This window comes from Streptococcus sp. SCPM-O-B-15294 (M123), assembly GCF_058200455.1.
The window spans coordinates 170,770-189,893 of sequence record NZ_JBYQGU010000001.1 but is presented as its reverse complement, the minus strand read 5'-3'; the positions used below and the strand labels follow the sequence as shown (position 1 = coordinate 189,893).

Below are 19,124 nucleotides of genomic sequence, written 5' to 3'. Positions count from 1 at the left end.
CTTTGTGCTTTTGACGGCCTTTGTATCTTGAATTAACGACGAAGTCCAAGAGAGTTGATCAACTCACGGTAACGGTTAACGTCGTTCTTACGAAGGTAAGCCAACAAGTTACGACGGCGACCGATTTTCTTCATCAAACCACGGTAAGTAGCGTGGTCTTTTTTGTGTTGTTTGATGTGGTCGTTCAAGTGGTTGATTTCCCAAGTAAGGACAGCAACTTGTACTTCTACTGAACCAGTGTCACCTTCGTGACGTGCGTATTGTGCAATGATTTCATTTTTTTTCTCTTTTGAGATTGCCATGATAAGCTCCTTTTCTTTATGCTCTATCCGAGTGGCAGGTTTGGCATAGCCTGCTACCAAGAAAGAGTTAGTTGTCTATTCGACCTATTCATTCTACCAAGATTTCATCTTTCTGTCAAACACTTATGCTCCCATCAAAAGCAGAAATACGATTCTTTTGAATCATGTATTCTAGAAGTCTTTTAACAGAAAAAAACAACTATCTTTTTAGATAATTGCCTTATTTATTTCCATTGTAGCTGTTAGTCAGCTTTACGTTTACCACTTAAGAGCATCGCTACACCAACAAGAACTAACAGCGCACTTGCTCCGAGCAAGCCGTTGGAAGCAACTTCACCAGTTGATGGAAGAACTTTTTTCTTTCCTTCTTTTGGTGTGCTTGGAGGTGTTCCTGGTTTTTCTGGTGTACGGTTATTGGTAATATTGAAGCCTTCCACAGTCGCTTCATAGCCTTCAATTGCTTCTTCTGAAACAGTGTAGGCAATATTATTTCCAGCATCGTCTACAACATCTAGATTGTCGAAGCTGTACAACCATTTGCCATCCGCATCTGGCTTCACTTCTTTGGAAGCTACTTTGACACCATTTGCTAAGAGATTAACGGTGATGGATGATGGGCGTTTCCCATCTTTGTTGTCCTCGTCATTCCAGGTTTTTTGACCAGAAACGCTTGTTTTTTCTTTTTTGTTAACGACATCACGGGAAATTGCAATCTCATTTCCAAAATCTTCCAGACTGAGCTTGATTGGCTCTTGAGAAATCACATACCCTTTTGGAGCTTGAGTCTCTTGAATAGTATAAGCCCGCTTGGTCAAACCAGTGATGGTTCCTGTACCGTTCTCATCTGTAGTGATTGTTCCGACTTCCTCACCAGTTTCATCTGCTGTCACAGTAAAGACAGCACCTGCAAGAGCTTGACCATTTTCTCCTTTTTTATGGATGGTGAATGAATATTTCTCACCATTGAAGTCTCCTTCAAGGAATTGATATAGAATATCTGCTTCTTTATGTTGCTCTTTGACTTCTGTGGCAGTCATCGTTGCATTGTTTTTATATTCTGTGTTGATGGCTGGAACCTTGTCCAAATACACATCATACCGAATGGTCATCCCTTGCTCAGGAGCTAGATCCCCGATATGAACGGTTAGTGAACGACCGTCCTCACTGACAACCGGAGAATAATTCTTAGTCACATTTGTGGTATCCCGCAAATGATAGGCACCATCTTCGTCACTGATTTTCCAAGTTCCTGTATGAATGTTAACAGAATCTACCTTGATTTTTCCATCTGTAAAGGCCAATTGGTCCTTAATATCAATATTATGGAGGGCAGTGTGACCTTGGTTGATGTTCAAGGTATAAGTCAATTTCAATTTATCGTCTGAGTTGGTCCAGCCCCATTTGCTAAAGACCTCTGGAGTTGGAGGATACTCACCTGGATTGACTCCTTTGTATTCAACCTTTCCACCTGAAATGACTGTTTTATCAACTGAAAGTGTAAAATCAAGTGTTGTATTTCCCTTAATCACGGAGTGGTCCACACGAGCAAAGAAACGCAATTTCCCTGTTACATTGGCCATTTTTTCAGGATAGTCTGTATAGGTAACCGTGATGACTTTTCGTTGATCGTCTACTGTCGCAGTTGCAACTTTTTGACCATTTGGATCCAATAAGTCAATGGTATCTGTTTCAAAGACCTTAAAACCATCTCCAAGTTGGATGACCGTCTGATCGCCTGCTTTTACACGACCGTTCGGTAAAACAAAGTTTGCTTCAACATTAAAACTTTCCCAAACACCGAGTGGTTCTGTTAAGTCACCGCCAGTCGATTTAGAGATGTTCACAGAGCTTACAACATCATTGATTGTATCGGCATGTACTTTAGTAACCCCATTGGGTTTAGCAAATCCTAAAGCTGCTAATAAAAACAAGGCAACTGTTGTCACAACAGCAAAGAGCCACTTTTTCATAAACGATTTTTCTCCTTTTTTACGTTTACTAGATAAGTCCAGTCAGGAATGAAGACCATTACCTATTACAGATTTTTACAAAACCTATCTTTTCTCATTATAATTGATTTGCTTTGATAGTACAAGCAATTTTATATATTTTTTGTCTGTAACATTCATTTTTTTGATACAAGCAAAAAACTAGCCCCGTTTCCTCGGTTTGCTAGCTTTCCCTTTGTTTATAATGGGATCCCAAAGACCTCTAAAGACGCCAATTCAGAAGGCTGGAGCCTACGCCACTCCCCCAATTTGAGAGCAGGATCTAGACTCAATGGCCCCATGGAAATCCGCTCAAGGTCGGTGACTTCCTTTCCACAAGCCGCGACCATGCGCTTGACCTGGTGGAATTTGCCTTCAGCGATGCGGATCTGAACCAAGCAACTTTTAGCTTCTTGATCAACCTCCAACATTTCCAACTCCGCTGGCAATGTGGTGAAATCCTTCAATTCTATTCCTTCTTTGAAGCGGACGACATCTTCCAGAGTCATGATTCCAGCTACTTGAGCACGGTAGACCTTGTCCACATGCTTCTTAGGCGATAGCATGGCATGAGCCAACTTACCATTATTGGTCAAGAGGAGTAAGCCATGGGTATCGATATCTAGCCGTCCGACAGGAAAGACTTCCTTATGTCTGGCCGTGTCATCTAACAAATCTAAGACTGTTTGATGGCGGTCGTCTTCCGTTGCTGAAATAACCCCTTTGGGTTTATTGAGTAGATAATAAACAAATTCCTCATGGAATAAACTTTCTCCCAGATAGGTCACTTGATCTTTATCCGGATCAATATGAATCTTGGCAGAGGTTTCCACCTTTCCATTGACCTGAATCTTTTTTTGCTTGAGGACTTGCTTGACCTCTGTCCGGCTTCCCACTCCACAGTCCACTAAATATTTATCTAGACGCATGCTTGTCTCCTTCATTCTTCTTATCATTATACCATGAACCGGACTAGGATTCTTCCCTTTTCTAGTTTATAGTCCGTCTAGTCCATTAGCATCCCTCAATCAATTGGGAAACTTTCATTCTAAAAGGAATTATGATATGATGGTTTCTAGAAAAAAGGAGTGAATGAGAACATGTCTGCAATCGAAACCATTACAAAAGCTGCCCATCTAATTGATATGAATGATATTATCCGCGAAGGCCACCCAACTTTACGTGCTATCGCTGAAGAGGTCACTTTCCCACTGTCAGATCAAGACATCATCCTAGGGGAAAAAATGATGCAGTTCTTGCACCATTCACAGGATCCTGTCATGGCAGAAAAATTGGGTCTCCGAGGTGGAGTTGGACTCGCTGCCCCTCAGTTGGACATTTCTAAGCGCATCATTGCCGTTCTCGTCCCAAATCCAGAGGACGAAGAAGGAAATCCTCCAAAAGAAGCCTACTCCATCCAAGAAGTCATGTACAATCCTAAAATTGTCTCCCACTCAGTCCAAGATGCGGCTCTAGGAGATGGGGAAGGGTGTCTCTCTGTAGACTGCAACGTTCCTGGTTATGTGGTTCGCCACGCTCGCGTAACAGTAGACTACTATGACAAGACAGGAGAAAAGCACCGTATCAAACTCAAAGGCTACAACTCCATTGTGGTCCAACACGAAATTGACCACATCAATGGCATTATGTTTTACGATCGGATCAATCCGAAGGATCCTTTCGCTGTCAAAGATGGCATGCTTATTTTAGAATAAGAAAAAAGTATTTTTAAAAACTTTCCTTAGGTGAGTACGGACGCCAGCGAACTTCTACGAAGTTCCATGACTAATTATTGAGCCTAAGGTCTCAATAATTCCGAGTGCTTGAAATCACTGTATTTCAAGCACTTTTTTCACGGCGGAAAGTTTTATATCTACTTAAAAGATTCAAAGTAATAGAAATTTTTTTTAAAATATTATCTAGTTATTTTAAGTAAAAAAGTTTGTCTACATTCTAAAAAAAGACCAATAGGTCTTTTTTTGTTAAGGTGTGACAGAGAAAGTAGTTGGAATCTCGATGCCATGTTGTAAGAGGGCATCATGATAGAGTTTGTAATAAAGATGGTAGATGGCCACTTGGCTTCCCGACTGGACCATCATGGCGACGCGGAAGGAATAACGGCCTGTCCCTTTCTCGATTTGAGGCCCTAAAATCGTTGGACCATCTAAGATTTCTGGATGCTTCTGGGCTTGTTCATCGTTGACTTGCTGGAAGATTTGATAAATCTTATCCAGATCTGTCTGAGCAGAAATCGGCATATCGATGAGGACGCGCTGGTTCCCCCGAGAGAGATTGCTGACAACCATAATATTGCGATTGGGTACATAATGCAAAGTCCCATCTGCATCTCGCACCTGGGTCGTCCGAATGCCCACACTAGATACGGTTCCAGCGATGGTGATCGGACCATTGGTCAAACGAACGGTATCCCCGACGTCTATCTGACGTTCCAGAAGAATAAAGAACCCATTGACCAAGTCTGATAGGAAGCCCTGTGCTCCTAACCCAATGGCAACCCCTGCAATTCCAGCACCTGCTAAGAGACTAGAGACTGGCAAGCCCAAGATAGAAAGAATCCAGTAGATCAGGATAAAATAGAGACAGTAATTCAACAGACTCTCTACCAGCCTTAAAATAGTATTCCTACGCGCTTCGTCTTGGCCTACATAATTCAGAGAAGGCTTCAAGATGCGTTTCACCAAACTATGGATTAGTTTTTTTGCAAGTAAAAATAAGACGAATAAGATAGCTAGCGAAATCAATTTCGAAACCAATTCATCCATCATCTTGGTCCAATCAAACTGACTGATATAGCGAGAAAAAATGTTTTTCATACCTTCTATCACTCTCCTTCTCTCTTTTTCCTAGTTTGATTATATCAGATTTTAACCTTTAGAACCAGTAACCTCCTCCTGTACTCACCTTGATTTTAAGATTTAACTATCGTATAATGGACGGTAAACTTTCAATAAAGGAGGTCCTTATGGTTAAACGACTCATTCAAACTTGGAACAAAACCAATCTGATGAAGCGGATTGCAATCGGAATCTTCGTTGGAGCCCTTTTAGCTCTCCTGCTTCCTCAAGCATCTGCAATTGGTCTATTAGGGGAAATCTTTGTAGGAGGTTTGCGGGCTATTGCTCCTCTTCTAGTCTTCGCCCTTGTCGCTAACGCCCTCTCCCAGCACCAAAAGGGAACCCAAACCAATATGAAATCAGTCATTGTCCTCTACCTCCTGGGAACTTTTGCGGCAGCCTTGGTAGCGGTCCTGGTGAACTATCTCTTTCCTATTACCATTTCTTTAACAGGAACTAGTGCTGAAGGAACTTCTCCCGATGGACTAGGGGAAGTCATCAGCAACCTTCTCTTAAAAATCGTGGACAATCCGCTCAACGCCCTTATTCAGGCTAATTATATCGGGATTCTATCCTGGGCCGTCGTCTTTGGTGTTGCTATGAGAGAAGCGAGTGAGCACAGCAAGGACCTCCTTCAAACCCTGGCAGATATCACTTCCAAGATTGTCGAATGGATCATTAACCTTGCGCCATTTGGGATTCTTGGCTTAGTCTATACAACGATTGCAGGACAAGGATTTGATGGACTTAAAAGCTATGGCCTCCTCTTACTTCTCTTGGTTGGCACCATGTTCTTCGTCGCTCTAGTCATCAACCCGATTTTTGTCTACATCATGATTCGCAAAAATCCTTATCCGCTCGTCTTCAAATGTCTACGAGTCAGTGGACTGACTGCTTTCTTTACTAGAAGCTCTGCTGCTAACATCCCTGTCAATATGAAGCTCTGTAAGGAACTAGGTCTTAACCCTGATACTTACTCGGTCTCTATCCCTCTGGGATCTACTATTAATATGGCCGGAGCTGCCGTTACCATTAATACCCTGACCCTAGCTGCTGTCAACACCTTAGGCATTCAGGTCGATTTTGGGACTGCCCTGGTCCTCAGTATCGTTGCAGCTGTTTCAGCCTGTGGGGCTTCTGGAGTAGCCGGTGGTTCCCTCCTCTTGATTCCTGTCGCCTGCAGCCTCTTTGGTATCGACAATGATATCGCTATGCAAGTGGTCAGTGTGGGCTTCATTATTGGCGTTATCCAAGATTCTTGTGAAACAGCCCTTAACTCATCGACAGACGTCCTCTTTACAGCCATTTCTGAAATGAAAGATTGGCCCAAAGAAAAACGCTATTAAGACAGAAAGACCAGATCACACGATCTGGTCTATTTCTTTTTCTTAAAATATCGTTTGCTTTCCTTTAGAACAATAGGCGATAAGGCTAACAAGGCGATGAGATTCGGCAAGGCCATCAGTCCATTCACAATGTCGGCAATGATCCAGACCAACTCTAACTGAAGAAAGCCTCCTACCCCCACCATCAGGATAAACAGAAGACGGTAATAGGGAATGAGTTTGACACCCGCCAAAAATTCGACACAGCGTTCACCATAATAAGACCAACCCAAAATGGTCGTCGTCGCAAACAAGACCAAACAAAGAGTCAGAATGATCCCACCGATGTGGCCAAAGGTCGAGATAAAGACCTGTTGGGTCAAATCACTCCCAACTTGCCCCACTGTTGTCCACTGGCCAGATACTAAAATAGCTAGACCAGTTAGGCTACAAATAATTATGGTATCGATGAAGGTCCCGGTCATAGAAATCAAACCTTGCTCCACTGGCTCTTCCGTCTTCGCTGCAGCTGCTGCAATCGGTGCCGATCCCAGTCCTGACTCATTGGAGAAAACTCCACGCGCCACCCCTTTTTGAATCGCCTCTTTCACCAAGGCTCCTGAAAAACCACCGATAGCCGCGGTTCCTGTAAAAGCACCTTGGAAAACTTGAGATAGAACGGTCGGCACTTGGTCCATATTCAAGACAATAATGTAAACTGTCGCGAAGATATAGGCTGCAGCCATAAAAGGAACCACCTTTTCGGAAACCTTGGAAATCCAATGAATTCCCCCAAATATGACAGCCGAAACGATTCCTGCAATGACCAGACTAGCGACTTGAGGAGAAAGTTGAAAACTAGTCTTCAAAGAGCCCGTAATGGCATTCACCTGGGTCATGGTTCCAATCCCAAAGAGAGCCACCAAAACACCTGCCAATGCAAAGAAGATGGCAAGGGGACGCCATTTTTCCCCCATCCCATGGAGAATGTAGTACATCGGACCACCAGAAATATGACCATTGTCATCCTTGGTCCGGTAGCGAATGGCCAACAAACCTTCTGCATACTTGGTCGCCATCCCAAAGAAGGCCGCCATCCACATCCAAAAGAGGGCACCTGGACCTCCTGTCTGAATCGCTGTCGCTACTCCGACAATATTTCCTGTCCCAACTGTCGCTGCCAAGGCTGTTGCCAAGGCTCCGAAGCTAGAGATATCCCCTTCTCCTTGATCTTCTGTAAAAATGAGCCGAAAGGCTTGGGGTAAACGAAAAACTTGAAGCAAGCCCAAGCGGAAGCTCAGATAAATCCCAGTCCCCACCAAGAGGATCAAAAGGGGAGCCCCCCAGACCACATTATCTACTTGTTTAAAAAACGCCAACCAATTTGTCATCCTTATCTATTTCTCCTTTTATCATTTGTCTAGCTTTAGAAAGGGATAGCCATCCACTTCCTCCACATCATCTATCCAATCATCCAAGGAGAAAAAGAAAGAGCACATGTCAAAACATGTACTCTGGTGCTCCAAATAAAAACCAAAAAGGCTTCTATCTTTTGCTCTGTCCTTTTACCTGAGAGTTTGAGTAGAATGCTCTACCTTGCCCCTTCGGTGCCTTTACGGTCTCTCCAGAGTTCCGTCCATTTCACAGTCATAGGAAGGCCCTACTTCTGAAAAACTTCATCCGGTATGATGTTCAATTTGTTCTATTTTAGCATAAGTTGAAAAGAAGGTCAATATTTTCAGAAATTATCATGAAAATAGTACAGCTTAACTCAACTAGTCACTCAAAGAGAAATGGTTGGTCATCAGGTTGCTAGCATCCAACAAGATCTTATCCAATAAGCGATCCGTCGCTTCTTGAATCTGATCACTCATTTCCTGATTTTCTCTTTCGAAGTCAACAGTTTGTCCTGCTGCCAAGGCTTGATCCACTCGTCCAATCCGGGCATGGCCCAGGGCCATAGTGCTTTCTTGGTAATCTTCTAAATCTCCAACATGATGACTATAGTGGGCATCTGCCAGACCAGCAATGATCCGATTGGTCCAATAGAAGGAATCTGTCGTCACTTTTTCTGTCGTGTTGGCAAAATAATCCGGAGTCGTATCGACCTGGGTAAAGAATGGAACCGCCGTATTGAAGGGCATAGACCCATAGCAAAGCCATTGAATCCCGGTTGTCTCTTGAGGACGATTTGGCCGCAATTGGAGAATGGCCGTCTGACTGGTCCGGTTAATACCAATGGTACGGAAGGGCCGACGACTATGACTATCCCCTTCTAAACCGTAAGGATCATAGGCTGAATCCTGGTAGTGACTGCTGAGGACATATTTGACATCTTCAATCGTAATCTTGCGGTAAGGTTTTTGACACCAAGGAAGGAAGAAGGAACGAGGATCTTGCTCCACTTCTGGGTTGAGGAACCGTTGAATATCCCAAGCCCGTGGCGTGTTGTAATGGCGGTCCTTGTCTCTTTGGCTCCCAAAAGCATAACGAGGGTTAAAGGACGAACCGTCAAAATCCAAGGCCAGGTGATGGCGTTCCACAAAATCTTTCAAGTCTGGATCACATAAAAACTCTTCTGGGCGATCAAACTCAAAGCAGTCACTTCCCAATTGATTGGGATTGGTCACATAGGCATCGTCTGGTACACGGCGGGCCATCCAGTGATGACCTCCGATAGTTTCCAACCACCAGATTTCATGGACATCGCTGATAGCCACTCCATTAGACTCATAGGTTCCGTATTCTTCTAGGAATTTCCCCAAGCGAAGCACTCCTTCTCGGGCAGTCTGGACATAAGGAAGAACCAAGGTCAGCATGTCTTCCTCCCCAATGCCACTTTCCACCAAAGGATCCGCACCCAAGACCCGGCTATTGGTCGTAATGGTCTCTGTCTCACTCATGGCCACATTGTAACGATTGATCCCTGCTTCTCCCCAGATACCATCCTTAGGAATAGCATCTGGAACAGCTGTGTAACGAACAGGGTTATCAGGCAGGTCTATCTCAAAAGAAGATAGGACCGACCGATAATGACGAGGCTGGTCCTCAGGTTGAACAACGATAAATTTCTTAGGAGTAAACACTCCGTTTTGAGAGTCTTCAGTGCGAGCTACAATGGTTGAACCATCATAACTGGCATCTTTTCCGACAAGTATGGTAGTACAAGAATCGGACGAACGATTAGGGGTCATATGCTTTCCTTCTTTCCGTTTAAACTGACTGTATTATAGCAAAAAGCGTGCCTGATTAAAAGGCACGACTGACTCTTTGCTTATTTAAAGGTCACAATTGTCGCTCCGCTTCCTCCTGCATTTTGAGGAGCGTACTCGAAGCTTTTGACATGCTTATTGCGACGGAGGTACTTGGTAACTCCTTCCCGGATGACCCCTGTTCCGATACCGTGGATGATATCGACTTGGGCCATATTATTGAGAAGGGCTTGGTCGATAAAGCTGTCCAATTTTTCCATGGCTTCCTCATACCGTTTGCCACGAAGGTCCAAGCGAGCCCGAGGTCCATTGGCATTGGAACGTTTGACGACGTGGACCTGGCGTTTTTTCGGTTGTGAAGCATCTTTGTCAGCTTTTAACAGATTAAATTCTTTTTCTTCCAAGGTCATCTTGATCAGACCCACTTGGGCTTCCCAGCGACCATCCTTGAGCTGCTTGGTAAGACTTCCTCTTTGTCCATAGCTGATGACCAAGATCTCGTCTCCGACTTTTGGAGCACGGGCTTTCTTAGCCTGTTTCAAGACCTTGTTTTTCGATAGGTCGACCGTTTCTGGGGCCAATTTCTTCAACTGAGACTTGGCTTCAATAATTTCATGGGGCTTGAGTTGCGATTTGGCATGGAGACCTTGCAAAATCTGGTCGCTTTCTGCTAGAGCAAGATCTACAATTTCTTGCGCTTCTTTACGCGCCTTGTTGAGCTCTGTTTCCCGCTCTCGGGTCAACTCATTGTACAATTTCTTGAGGACGCGGTTGAATTTCAGATTTTCCTGTTCGACATCTCGGATGGATTCGAGGCGTTTGCGACTTTCTAGGGTCTGAGCTTCTAACTTTTCAATGATGCGGTTGACATCTCGATCCTGATTGGTCAACCCCTGCGCTTGACGAACAATCACTTCTGACAAGCCTAGACGACGCGCGATTTCAAAGGCATTGGAACGTCCTGGTACCCCCTGCATAAATCGATAGGTCGGACGCAGGCTGTCCGTATCAAATTCCATGCTGGCATTTTGGACACCAAGAGTCTCAATCCCATAGGCTTTGAGTTCTGGATAGTGGGTGGTTGCCATGGTCTTGATCCCTCGTAAGCGGAGATCTTCTAGGATGGCGATCGCCAGTGAAGCTCCTTCCTGAGGATCCGTTCCAGCTCCCAACTCATCCAGCAAGACCAAGGATTCCTCATCGACCTGCTCCAAAATAGAGACAATATTGGTCATGTGACTGGAGAAGGTAGATAAGCTTTGCTCGATCGACTGCTCATCCCCGATATCAGAGAAGATTTGTGTGAAGACAGCCACCTTACTCCCAGCGTCCGCTAGGATTGGTAATCCTGACTGGGCCATTAATTGGGCTAGTCCCAAGGTCTTGAGCATGATGGTCTTCCCACCCGTATTTGGTCCGGTAATCACAATCTCTGTGAGGTCTTTACCAAAGTGGATATCATTGGGAACAGCCTTCTCAATCAAGGGGTGGCGCACCTGCAAGAGCTGAATCTCCCCTTGATCTGATAAGGTTGGAATAGTCCCTTTCCGGTCCTGTAAAAAGCGATGTTTGGCCCGAACGAGGTCAATATGACCGATCAGCCAAGCATTGTTCCGGATTTCCCCCGCATGAGGACGAAGGAGGTTTGAAATTTCTTCCAAGATCCGGAGCATCTCGAAGCGTTCATCTGCACGATGGTTGGCAATTTCTTCATTAAGATTGACGACCGCTCGAGGTTCGATATAGACGGTATTTCCACTGGCTGAAATATCGTGCACCACACCGGCAATCCGGTTGCGGTAGGTGTTTTTGACTGGCAAGACATTTCGTCCATTCCGACTCGCTACGACCTGATCAGCCAGCATTTCGGACTTGGTCTTCAACAATTCTTGTAGAATGTCTCGCACTTGGTGTTCATTCTCTTGAATACGCCGACGAATTTTGGCCAAGGTTTCACTGGCAAAGTTTTCAATAAATCCTGCCTCATTAATGGCATGGAGACTTCCCTGCAACTGTGGAAGGTCGACTAGATTTTCAAATATCCGATCCAGTTTTTCCAAGCGGACATTTTCTAATTCATCATAAAAATTTCGCAATTCATGGGTCACGCGCAGGACTTTCTTCACCGCTAACAATTCATCGATATTGAGCGATGTTTCTAGTTCTAAACGTTTGGTTACTGGACGAATTTCTTGGATGGTGGGCACGCTAAAGTGCGGATGCTCCACAAAGATCTGAGCCATATCCGCCATTTCAAGAAAGGCGGTTTCAATTGCTTCTTTTTTGGCAAGTGGAGCTAATTCCTGCAACTCCACTTCGCCCTGCTCCGTTTGCAAATAAGGTTCTACTAAGTTTTTGACTTTTTGAAACTCTAAGGTTTCGAGAATTTTTTGATTCATGTTTCTCCACAACAGAAAAGGAGGCTAATTTTGGTCTAAGCCTCCCCTTCCTTTCTATAATAACTCTCATGAACTGTTAGACATGATGAGAAGTGATTACACACCTAAGATCTTTACAACCCAAAGTTGTTTCAAGAGGCCTGCTGTAAGGGGGCTATGCTGCACCATAAATCGAATGAGGAAACTTCCATGGAGTCGATCTTGAATGGCTGCCATGGGAATGGTTGATAAAATCGTGAATCCCATTTGCAGAACAAAGTAGGTTACTAGAACAGCTAACACACCACTGGCAATCTGAAACGGATACTCCTCCCATTTTTCAGGCGTTGGAATCAAGGGAATAAAGAGTCCAATCACTCGACCCATCGCATAGACTAAAACAAACAAGATGAAATAAGCTAAACCGGCGTAAAAAACTTTGTCTAAGTGAAAGAGTTGATCTGCACCATAAAAATAGTTTTTTGAAGCTTGTGTTGCACTCGAAAATGGGATCCATAGACTAATGGTTTTTGCCAAGGACTGATAGCCTGATCCTGCGACCAACATGGCCACAATCATGGTTAAAAAATAATATCCTTGAAGCAAAATCCCTCGTGAATACCCAATATAAAAACTCCAAGCTAGGATGAATAAAATCAGGATTGAAATCATGCAACTCCCCTTAATTAGATGATCTACCGACCAGGCCATCTAGGGCCTTGCGACGGAAATCTTCCAATTCTTTTTCCTTATCGTCAAACTCAATCTCACGACTCAATTGTGTTGACAAACTATTGATTGCTAGTAAAATGGCCAGGGTCTCATCATCAGCAGCTGGCATTTGTTCTTTAATAGCTTCATATTTTTCTTTCGCGACCCGTTCAACCTCTTCCATAAAGAGATTATCATGATTAGTTGTAAGAGTCAGCGATTTATTACCGAAAGTAAATTTGTATCTATTTAAGCTGGACATAAAAAATCACCTCACGATATTATATCAAAATCTAGCCCGCTTGTCAGTAGGAAAATCCCCTTCCCATAGGAAATACCGGACACTAGGGCCACGGTTTAACTTTTTTCGACTCAAGCGTGATACAATAGAGAAAGTAGGAAAGGACGTGTAAAATGACTATCTATGATTTCACCGTAATGGCCCAAGATGGGAGCCCCTTCTCCCTCGAATCATACCGAGGCCAAGTACTCCTCATCGTCAACACAGCAACTGGTTGCGGTCTGACGCCTCAATACCAGGGATTGCAAGAACTCTATGAACGCTACCATGACCAAGGATTTGAAATCCTTGACTTTCCATGCAATCAATTTATGGGCCAAGCACCGGGTAGTGCGGAGGAGATTAATCAATTTTGTAGCCTCCATTACCAAACTAGCTTCCCACGTTTCGCAAAAATAAAAGTCAATGGGAAAGAAGCCAGCCCCCTCTACCAATGGTTAAAAGAACAAGCTAGTGGTCCCTTGGGCTCCCGCATTGAATGGAATTTCGCCAAATTATTGATCGATCGCCAAGGCCAAGTCATCCACCGCTTCTCTTCAAAAACCGATCCTCAAGCAATTGAAACAAGCCTAAAAGAAGTTCTTTCAGACTAAATTCGACTGGTCTTTTTCTGGCCTTTCATCTAGCTTTTATGATACAATAAGGGCTATGGAAACAATTACATTGTCCCCTCAAAACGAGGACATCCAAGCATTTGTTCGTCAGCACCAAGACCACCTACTACCTTCAAAAAATCCTTATATCCATTATTTTTTCAAGGCACCTGGTGCAACCATTTCGATTTACACATCAGGAAAGGTTGTCCTCCAAGGTAGTCAGGCGACGCGCTATGCTGCCTTCTTCGGTTACCAACAAGATCCGATAGACCAAGCATTTGCCGGACAAGACTTCCCCTTAATCGGAACGGATGAAGTTGGAAATGGCTCTTACTTTGGAGGGCTTGCCGTCGTGGCTTCACTGGTCAGCCCGAAGCAACATGCCCGCTTAAAAAGTCTAGGTGTTGGGGATTCTAAAACCTTAGATGATCGAAAAATTCGAGCTCTCGCACCAATCCTCAAAAAAGAAATCCCGCATCAGGCCTTACTGCTGACACCTAAAAAATACAATCAGGTCATCGCCTCTGGCTACAATGCAGTATCTGTCAAAGTTGCCCTTCACAATCAAGCTATTTATTTGCTCTTGCAACAAGGTGCAAAAGCTCAAAAGATTGTGGTGGATGCCTTTACGACCAAAAAAAACTATGATCGCTATGTTCAAGCAGAAGCGAATCAGGTCCCACAAGTCGTCACCCTAGAAGAGAAGGCCGAAGGAAAATACATGGCGGTAGCTGTGAGTTCCATTATTGCCCGTGACCTCTTCCTCCAAAATCTGGAAGATTTGAGTCAAGAACTCGGCTACACCCTTCCTAGTGGAGCTGGTACGCCTTCAGACAAGGTAGCTGCTCAACTATTACAGACCTATGGTATTCAAGCCCTTGACTACAGTGCCAAACTTCATTTTAAGAATACAGAAAAAGCAAAAAAATTGATAGAAAGATAAAGCATGAAACGTTCAAAAAAACCAACTAATCCTGTCCTTTCTTTCCTGAAAGAATGGGCACTCTTTGGCCTCATTATTGGGGGCATTATTCTCTCTCGTATTTATCTGTGGACGCCTGTCCGTGTCGATGGCCATTCTATGGATCCGACCTTGGCAGATAGCGAATACCTTCTCGTTATCAACAAACTACCTGTCGACCGTTTTGATATTGTGGTCGCTAGTGAAACAGAGAATGGTAAAACCAAAGAAATCGTGAAACGGGTCATTGGACTTCCTGGAGAAACCATCGAGTACAAAAACGATGTCCTCTATATCAACGGCAAAGAAACTGACGAGCCTTACTTGAAAGACTACATTCAAAAATTTAAAGAAGATAAATTGCAGTCAACCTATTCTGGAAAAGGATTCGAAGAAAATGGAGAGCTCTTCCGCCAAATGGCACAGATAGCCGAAGCTTTCACCGTTGATAAAGATGGAAATGCCACCTTCTCTATAACACTGAAAAACGACGAATACCTCCTCCTTGGAGATGATCGGATCGTCTCAAAAGATAGCCGCCAGGTGGGGGCTTTCAAGAAGGAACAAATCAAAGGAGAAGCCGTTCTTCGCCTTTGGCCACTCCTTCCATTCCAGACGTATTAACCCATGATGAGGTTGGGACTCTTGTTCCAATCTCTTTCAATATCTTCGTGAGAGATAAACTCTCTCAGACCATTACTTAAAAGGAAACTCTGCATGGAATACTATTTCTCAGGAACCATTGAGCGGGTCATTTTTGAAAATCAAAGTAGTTTTTTCCGGATCTTATTGTTGGATATCAATGATACAGATGCAGAGGACTATGATGACTTTGAAATTATCGTTACTGGAACGATGGCAGATATCGTCGAAGGAGAAGATTATACCTTCTGGGGAGAACTGGTCCATCATCCGAAATATGGCCAACAGTTGCAAATGAATCGCTATGAACGAGCCAAACCCACAAGCAAAGGCTTGGTGAAATACTTTTCTAGTGATCATTTTAAAGGTATCGGACTCAAAACGGCCCAAAAAATCGTGGATCTCTATGGCGAGGATACCATTGATAAAATTCTGCAAGCACCTGAAAAGCTAGCCTCTATCTCCGGACTTTCTAAAAAGAATCGCGAGGCCTTTGTCGAAAAACTACAGCTCAACTATGGTACGGAACGGGTCCTCGCCCAACTTGCTAACTATGGCATCCCTAATAAACTAGCCTTCCAAATCCAAGATTTCTACAAGGAAGAAACCTTGCAAATCGTCGAATCGGCTCCTTATCAACTGGTCGAAGATATTCAAGGAATGGGCTTTAAGATTGCTGACCAATTAGCAGAAGAATTAGGGATTGCCAGTGATGCTCCTGAACGCTTCCGAGCTGGACTGGCTCATAGTCTTTTAACCCTCTCCTTAGAAACAGGCGACACCTACGTTGAAGCCAAAGAATTGCTCCAAGCCACCATCCAACTCTTAGAAGCTTCTCGTCCAGTCGAGCTCGATCCAGCCAGCGTCGCCCAAGAATTGGCCAGTCTCATCGAAGAAGACAAGGTGCAAAACATTGACACTAAGATTTTCAACAACAGCCTCTTCTTTGCAGAAGAAGGGATCCGAAGCCATATCGGTCGCCTGCTAGAAAAAGGAAAGCAAGAATCTTTCGACCCAGAAAAAATCGAACAAACGATTGATGACATTGAAGATGAACTCCACATTCACTACGACCCCATCCAACGGAAGGCTATCCAAGAAGCCATCCAGCAAAAGGTCTTTGTCCTTACAGGTGGACCAGGAACGGGGAAAACAACTGTTATCAATGGGATCATCGGGACCTATGCCCGCCTGCACCAATTAGACCTTCGCAAGAAATCTCAATTACCAATCCTCTTAGCTGCTCCAACCGGTCGAGCAGCCCGTCGAATGAGTGAACTGACGGGTCTTCCGAGCGCCACCATTCATCGTCACTTAGGAATGACGGGAGACGACGACACGAGTCACTTGGACGATTATCTCGATGCGGATTTTATCATTGTCGATGAATTCTCTATGGTGGATACTTGGCTGGCCAATCAGCTCCTCAGCAACATCTCCTCCAATACCAAACTCTTAATCGTTGGTGATGCGGATCAACTCCCTTCTGTGAGTCCTGGACAAGTCCTGTCCGATCTCCTACAGATTCCAAGCATTCCTCAAGTCAAACTGGAACACATCTTCCGTCAAAGTGAGGATTCGACCATCGTCACTTTGGCCAGTCAGATTCGCAAAGGCCAACTGCCTCCTGATTTCACAGAGAAAAAACCTGATCGTTCCTACTTTGAAGCGCCGAGTGAGCTCATCGCTCCCATGATTGAAAAAATTACCAGCGCTGCCCTTCGCAACGGCATTCCGGCTCGAGACATCCAGGTCCTCGCTCCGATGTATCGAGGTTCTGCAGGTATTGATCAAATAAACAGTCTCATGCAAGAGCTTCTCAATCCATTAGAAACAGATGCTCTATTCTTTCAAGCATTGGATTGCCAGTATCGAAATGGTGACAAGGTCATCCACCTGGTCAATGATGCTGAAAGCAATGTCTTTAACGGAGATATTGGCTACATCACCGACCTTTTGCCAGCTAAGTATACCGAATCCAAGCAAGATGAACTCACCATCCAATTTGATGGCAATGAATTGGTCTACCCCCGCAATGAATGGTACAAGATTCGCCTGGCTTATGCTATGAGCATCCACAAATCACAGGGAAGCGAATTTCCTGTGGTCATTCTGCCCTTGACCAATCAGAGTCGGCGCATGCTCCAACGCAATCTGATCTACACGGCCATCACCCGTTCCAAAAGCAAGCTTATTCTCCTAGGAGAATACACCGCATTTGACTTTGCGACAAGGAATACTGGAACTGCTCGCAAAACCTTTCTGATTGAGCGTTTTTCGGATGGGACCCCTCAAGGTAGAGACTCTGCCTCACAGAGCCCTGTCCACCTGGAAGAGCCCATAAAAAAAACAGAGCCCCAAAGGGAGCCTGTCTCAGTTGAAAACCACTCCGACTCACCTGATTCCCAACCTTCTCAGCGAAGCTATCGATTAACAGAGGACAATTACTTAAGCATTGATCCCATGATCGGCCTCACAGAGGAAGATATTCAGAACTTCTTTAAAAATTAGTAAAAAATTCCCCGTAGGTCAAGTATACCTACGGGGTTTCTTCTATTAGAGATCCTTCATGGAATTCCTGAGACTCGGAAGAAAAATTAGTGAGGGTCACCCCTAAAAGGCGAATACCTGAGGGATTACTCTCTAGACTCTGGTAGAGCTCCTGGGCCACTCTCTGAATGACTTCAGGGTCTCTGGTTGCTTCCTCTAAACTTCGTCTCTTAGTCAAGGTCGTAAAATCGGCATAACGAATCTTGAGCACCAAGGTCTTGCCGATTTTCTGATGCTTGGCCAAACTGCTCGCTACCTTTTCAGATAGGTTGGCTAGTTCTTTTAGCACATCATCCTCGGCCACCAACAATTTTCGATAGGTGCGTTCCTTCCCAATGGACTTACGAATGCGATTGCTCTTAACCGGACTATTATGAATTCCCCGAGCCTTTCGATAGAGATCAAAACCAAAGCGACCGAAGTGATCGATGAGAGTCATTTCCGGCACTTCTAAGAGATCTGCACCTGTATAAATTCCCAAATCATGAAGTCGCTCCACTGTCCGTTTTCCCACACCATGAAACTTAGCTACATCTAGCTGACTTAAAAAATCTTGAGCTTGCTCGGGTAAAATGACGGTCAGTCCCCGAGGTTTCTGGTAATCACTGGCAATTTTTGCTAGAAACTTATTGTAGGAAACTCCGGCAGAAGCAGTTAAGTGCAATTCATTCCAAATATCATGCTGAATCAAGCGGGCTACTTTGACAGCAGACTGAAGACCAAGCTTATTGTTGGTCACATCCAGATAGGCTTCATCAATGCTCATGGGCTCAATCAGATCGGTATAGCGTTTAAAAATTTCTCTGACTTGGAGACCGACTGCCTGATACTTCTCGTAGTTACCAGGGATGAACACTGCCTGAGGACACCGTTCATAGGCCTCTTTGGAACTCATAGCCGAATGGACCCCATACTTTCTGGCTTCGTAATTGCAGGTCGATACCACTCCTCTTCCGCCAGACAAACGAGGATCATGGCCAATGATGACAGGCTTTCCCTTCAATTCAGGATGGTCGCGCTCTTCAACGGACGCAAAAAAGGCATCCATATCGATATGAATGATCTTACGACTCGTATCATTTACTAAAGGAAATATGAGCATGGGCAACCTCCTCTTTCATTATATCCCTATCACCGATTTTTTCCTACTAATTTTCACCTCTCCCAAGACAAAAATATAATACAGTTTATCCATATATGCCTTTCTGTATTATAAAAGAATCCAAAATCTTTTTGTTATTCCCTTTGTGAAACCGATTTCTATGTGGTATACTACTATTGTAAGTGCAACAGATTTGTTGCT

16 protein-coding genes and 1 riboswitch are annotated in these 19,124 nt (G+C 44.3%); of the genes, 6 read left to right on the top strand and 10 right to left on the bottom strand.

Annotated elements, in window-relative coordinates; all coding sequences use genetic code 11:
• Positions 1 to 32 precede the first annotated feature (32 nt).
• The 3 genes from rpsO to AC3E8G_RS00770 form a co-directional block, all read right to left on the bottom strand.
• Positions 33 to 302 (bottom strand): 30S ribosomal protein S15, encoded by a 270-nt coding sequence (gene rpsO / locus AC3E8G_RS00780; protein WP_004193424.1) that lies wholly within the window; start codon positions 300 to 302, stop codon positions 33 to 35.
• A 242-nt stretch (positions 303 to 544) separates the two neighbouring features.
• Complete coding sequence (locus tag AC3E8G_RS00775) at positions 545 to 2,272, bottom strand: Cna B-type domain-containing protein (protein ID WP_490676790.1); 1,728 nt, start codon at positions 2,270 to 2,272, stop codon at positions 545 to 547.
• A 218-nt stretch (positions 2,273 to 2,490) separates the two neighbouring features.
• Positions 2,491 to 3,219 (bottom strand): pseudouridine synthase, encoded by a 729-nt coding sequence (locus AC3E8G_RS00770; RefSeq protein ID WP_490676789.1) that lies wholly within the window; start codon positions 3,217 to 3,219, stop codon positions 2,491 to 2,493.
• Between the two features lie 171 nt (positions 3,220 to 3,390).
• On the opposite strand from AC3E8G_RS00770, the gene def reads away from it, so the two are divergent.
• Positions 3,391 to 4,005 carry a peptide deformylase gene (def, locus tag AC3E8G_RS00765; RefSeq protein WP_490676787.1) on the top strand — a complete coding sequence of 205 codons (615 nt, stop codon included), beginning with the start codon at positions 3,391 to 3,393 and terminating at the stop codon, positions 4,003 to 4,005.
• A 267-nt stretch (positions 4,006 to 4,272) separates the two neighbouring features.
• Here the strand turns inward: def and AC3E8G_RS00760 are convergent, their stop codons facing one another.
• On the bottom strand, positions 4,273 to 5,124 hold the full coding sequence (locus tag AC3E8G_RS00760) for a mechanosensitive ion channel family protein (RefSeq protein WP_154857290.1): 852 nt from the start codon (positions 5,122 to 5,124) through the stop codon (positions 4,273 to 4,275).
• Positions 5,125 to 5,273: 149 nt separating this feature from the next.
• Here AC3E8G_RS00760 and sstT point away from each other — a divergent pair, with 149 nt between their 5' ends.
• Entirely contained in the window at positions 5,274 to 6,491 is a 1,218-nt protein-coding gene (gene sstT, locus AC3E8G_RS00755) for a serine/threonine transporter SstT (RefSeq protein WP_490676786.1), read from the top strand.
• Between the two features lie 29 nt (positions 6,492 to 6,520).
• Here sstT and AC3E8G_RS00750 read toward each other — a convergent pair whose 3' ends face one another.
• The 5 genes from AC3E8G_RS00750 to AC3E8G_RS00730 form a co-directional block, all read right to left on the bottom strand.
• Positions 6,521 to 7,861: an alanine/glycine:cation symporter family protein gene (locus AC3E8G_RS00750; RefSeq protein ID WP_490676784.1), complete on the bottom strand. Its 1,341-nt coding sequence runs from the start codon at positions 7,859 to 7,861 to the stop codon at positions 6,521 to 6,523.
• Between the two features lie 156 nt (positions 7,862 to 8,017).
• A riboswitch (glycine riboswitch) is annotated at positions 8,018 to 8,108 on the bottom strand.
• 137 nt (positions 8,109 to 8,245) lie between these two features.
• Complete coding sequence (locus AC3E8G_RS00745; protein WP_490676783.1) at positions 8,246 to 9,664, bottom strand: C69 family dipeptidase; 1,419 nt, start codon at positions 9,662 to 9,664, stop codon at positions 8,246 to 8,248.
• Positions 9,665 to 9,744: 80 nt separating this feature from the next.
• Positions 9,745 to 12,081 carry an endonuclease MutS2 gene (locus AC3E8G_RS00740; protein WP_490676782.1) on the bottom strand — a complete coding sequence of 779 codons (2,337 nt, stop codon included), beginning with the start codon at positions 12,079 to 12,081 and terminating at the stop codon, positions 9,745 to 9,747.
• Between the two features lie 96 nt (positions 12,082 to 12,177).
• On the bottom strand, positions 12,178 to 12,732 hold the full coding sequence (locus AC3E8G_RS00735) for a CvpA family protein (protein ID WP_414286351.1): 555 nt from the start codon (positions 12,730 to 12,732) through the stop codon (positions 12,178 to 12,180).
• 10 nt (positions 12,733 to 12,742) lie between these two features.
• On the bottom strand, positions 12,743 to 13,033 hold the full coding sequence (locus tag AC3E8G_RS00730; protein ID WP_023024429.1) for a cell division protein ZapA: 291 nt from the start codon (positions 13,031 to 13,033) through the stop codon (positions 12,743 to 12,745).
• 152 nt (positions 13,034 to 13,185) lie between these two features.
• Between AC3E8G_RS00730 and AC3E8G_RS00725 the strand changes: the two genes are divergently transcribed.
• The 4 genes from AC3E8G_RS00725 (at position 13,186) to recD2 (ending at position 17,782) form a co-directional block, all read left to right on the top strand.
• Complete coding sequence (locus tag AC3E8G_RS00725; RefSeq protein ID WP_490676780.1) at positions 13,186 to 13,665, top strand: glutathione peroxidase; 480 nt, start codon at positions 13,186 to 13,188, stop codon at positions 13,663 to 13,665.
• Between the two features lie 55 nt (positions 13,666 to 13,720).
• Entirely contained in the window at positions 13,721 to 14,611 is an 891-nt protein-coding gene (rnhC, locus tag AC3E8G_RS00720) for a ribonuclease HIII (protein WP_414286349.1), read from the top strand.
• A 3-nt stretch (positions 14,612 to 14,614) separates the two neighbouring features.
• Positions 14,615 to 15,253, top strand: coding sequence for a signal peptidase I (lepB, locus tag AC3E8G_RS00715; protein ID WP_414286348.1), 639 nt, complete (start codon positions 14,615 to 14,617; stop codon positions 15,251 to 15,253).
• Between the two features lie 93 nt (positions 15,254 to 15,346).
• Positions 15,347 to 17,782, top strand: a complete 2,436-nt coding sequence (recD2, locus tag AC3E8G_RS00710) for an SF1B family DNA helicase RecD2 (protein ID WP_490676778.1) — start codon at positions 15,347 to 15,349, stop codon at positions 17,780 to 17,782.
• Positions 17,783 to 17,810: 28 nt separating this feature from the next.
• Here the strand turns inward: recD2 and dinB are convergent, their stop codons facing one another.
• The gene (gene dinB / locus AC3E8G_RS00705) at positions 17,811 to 18,923 is read right to left on the bottom strand and encodes a DNA polymerase IV (RefSeq protein ID WP_414286346.1); all 1,113 of its coding nucleotides are present in this window, start codon (positions 18,921 to 18,923) and stop codon (positions 17,811 to 17,813) included.
• Between the last annotated feature and the right edge of the window lie 201 nt (positions 18,924 to 19,124).

Excerpts from the sequence above, each read along its gene's own strand:
- rpsO (WP_004193424.1), bottom strand. The coding sequence starts at position 302 with ATGGCAATCTCAAAAGAGAAAAAAAATGAAATCATTGCACAATACGCA.
- AC3E8G_RS00775 (WP_490676790.1), bottom strand. The coding sequence starts at position 2,272 with ATGAAAAAGTGGCTCTTTGCTGTTGTGACAACAGTTGCCTTGTTTTTA.
- AC3E8G_RS00770 (WP_490676789.1), bottom strand. The coding sequence starts at position 3,219 with ATGCGTCTAGATAAATATTTAGTGGACTGTGGAGTGGGAAGCCGGACA.
- def (WP_490676787.1), top strand. The coding sequence starts at position 3,391 with ATGTCTGCAATCGAAACCATTACAAAAGCTGCCCATCTAATTGATATG.
- AC3E8G_RS00760 (WP_154857290.1), bottom strand. The coding sequence starts at position 5,124 with ATGAAAAACATTTTTTCTCGCTATATCAGTCAGTTTGATTGGACCAAG.
- sstT (WP_490676786.1), top strand. The coding sequence starts at position 5,274 with ATGGTTAAACGACTCATTCAAACTTGGAACAAAACCAATCTGATGAAG.
- AC3E8G_RS00750 (WP_490676784.1), bottom strand. The coding sequence starts at position 7,861 with ATGACAAATTGGTTGGCGTTTTTTAAACAAGTAGATAATGTGGTCTGG.
- AC3E8G_RS00745 (WP_490676783.1), bottom strand. The coding sequence starts at position 9,664 with ATGACCCCTAATCGTTCGTCCGATTCTTGTACTACCATACTTGTCGGA.
- AC3E8G_RS00740 (WP_490676782.1), bottom strand. The coding sequence starts at position 12,081 with ATGAATCAAAAAATTCTCGAAACCTTAGAGTTTCAAAAAGTCAAAAAC.
- AC3E8G_RS00735 (WP_414286351.1), bottom strand. The coding sequence starts at position 12,732 with ATGATTTCAATCCTGATTTTATTCATCCTAGCTTGGAGTTTTTATATT.
- AC3E8G_RS00730 (WP_023024429.1), bottom strand. The coding sequence starts at position 13,033 with ATGTCCAGCTTAAATAGATACAAATTTACTTTCGGTAATAAATCGCTG.
- AC3E8G_RS00725 (WP_490676780.1), top strand. The coding sequence starts at position 13,186 with ATGACTATCTATGATTTCACCGTAATGGCCCAAGATGGGAGCCCCTTC.
- rnhC (WP_414286349.1), top strand. The coding sequence starts at position 13,721 with ATGGAAACAATTACATTGTCCCCTCAAAACGAGGACATCCAAGCATTT.
- lepB (WP_414286348.1), top strand. The coding sequence starts at position 14,615 with ATGAAACGTTCAAAAAAACCAACTAATCCTGTCCTTTCTTTCCTGAAA.
- recD2 (WP_490676778.1), top strand. The coding sequence starts at position 15,347 with ATGGAATACTATTTCTCAGGAACCATTGAGCGGGTCATTTTTGAAAAT.
- dinB (WP_414286346.1), bottom strand. The coding sequence starts at position 18,923 with ATGCTCATATTTCCTTTAGTAAATGATACGAGTCGTAAGATCATTCAT.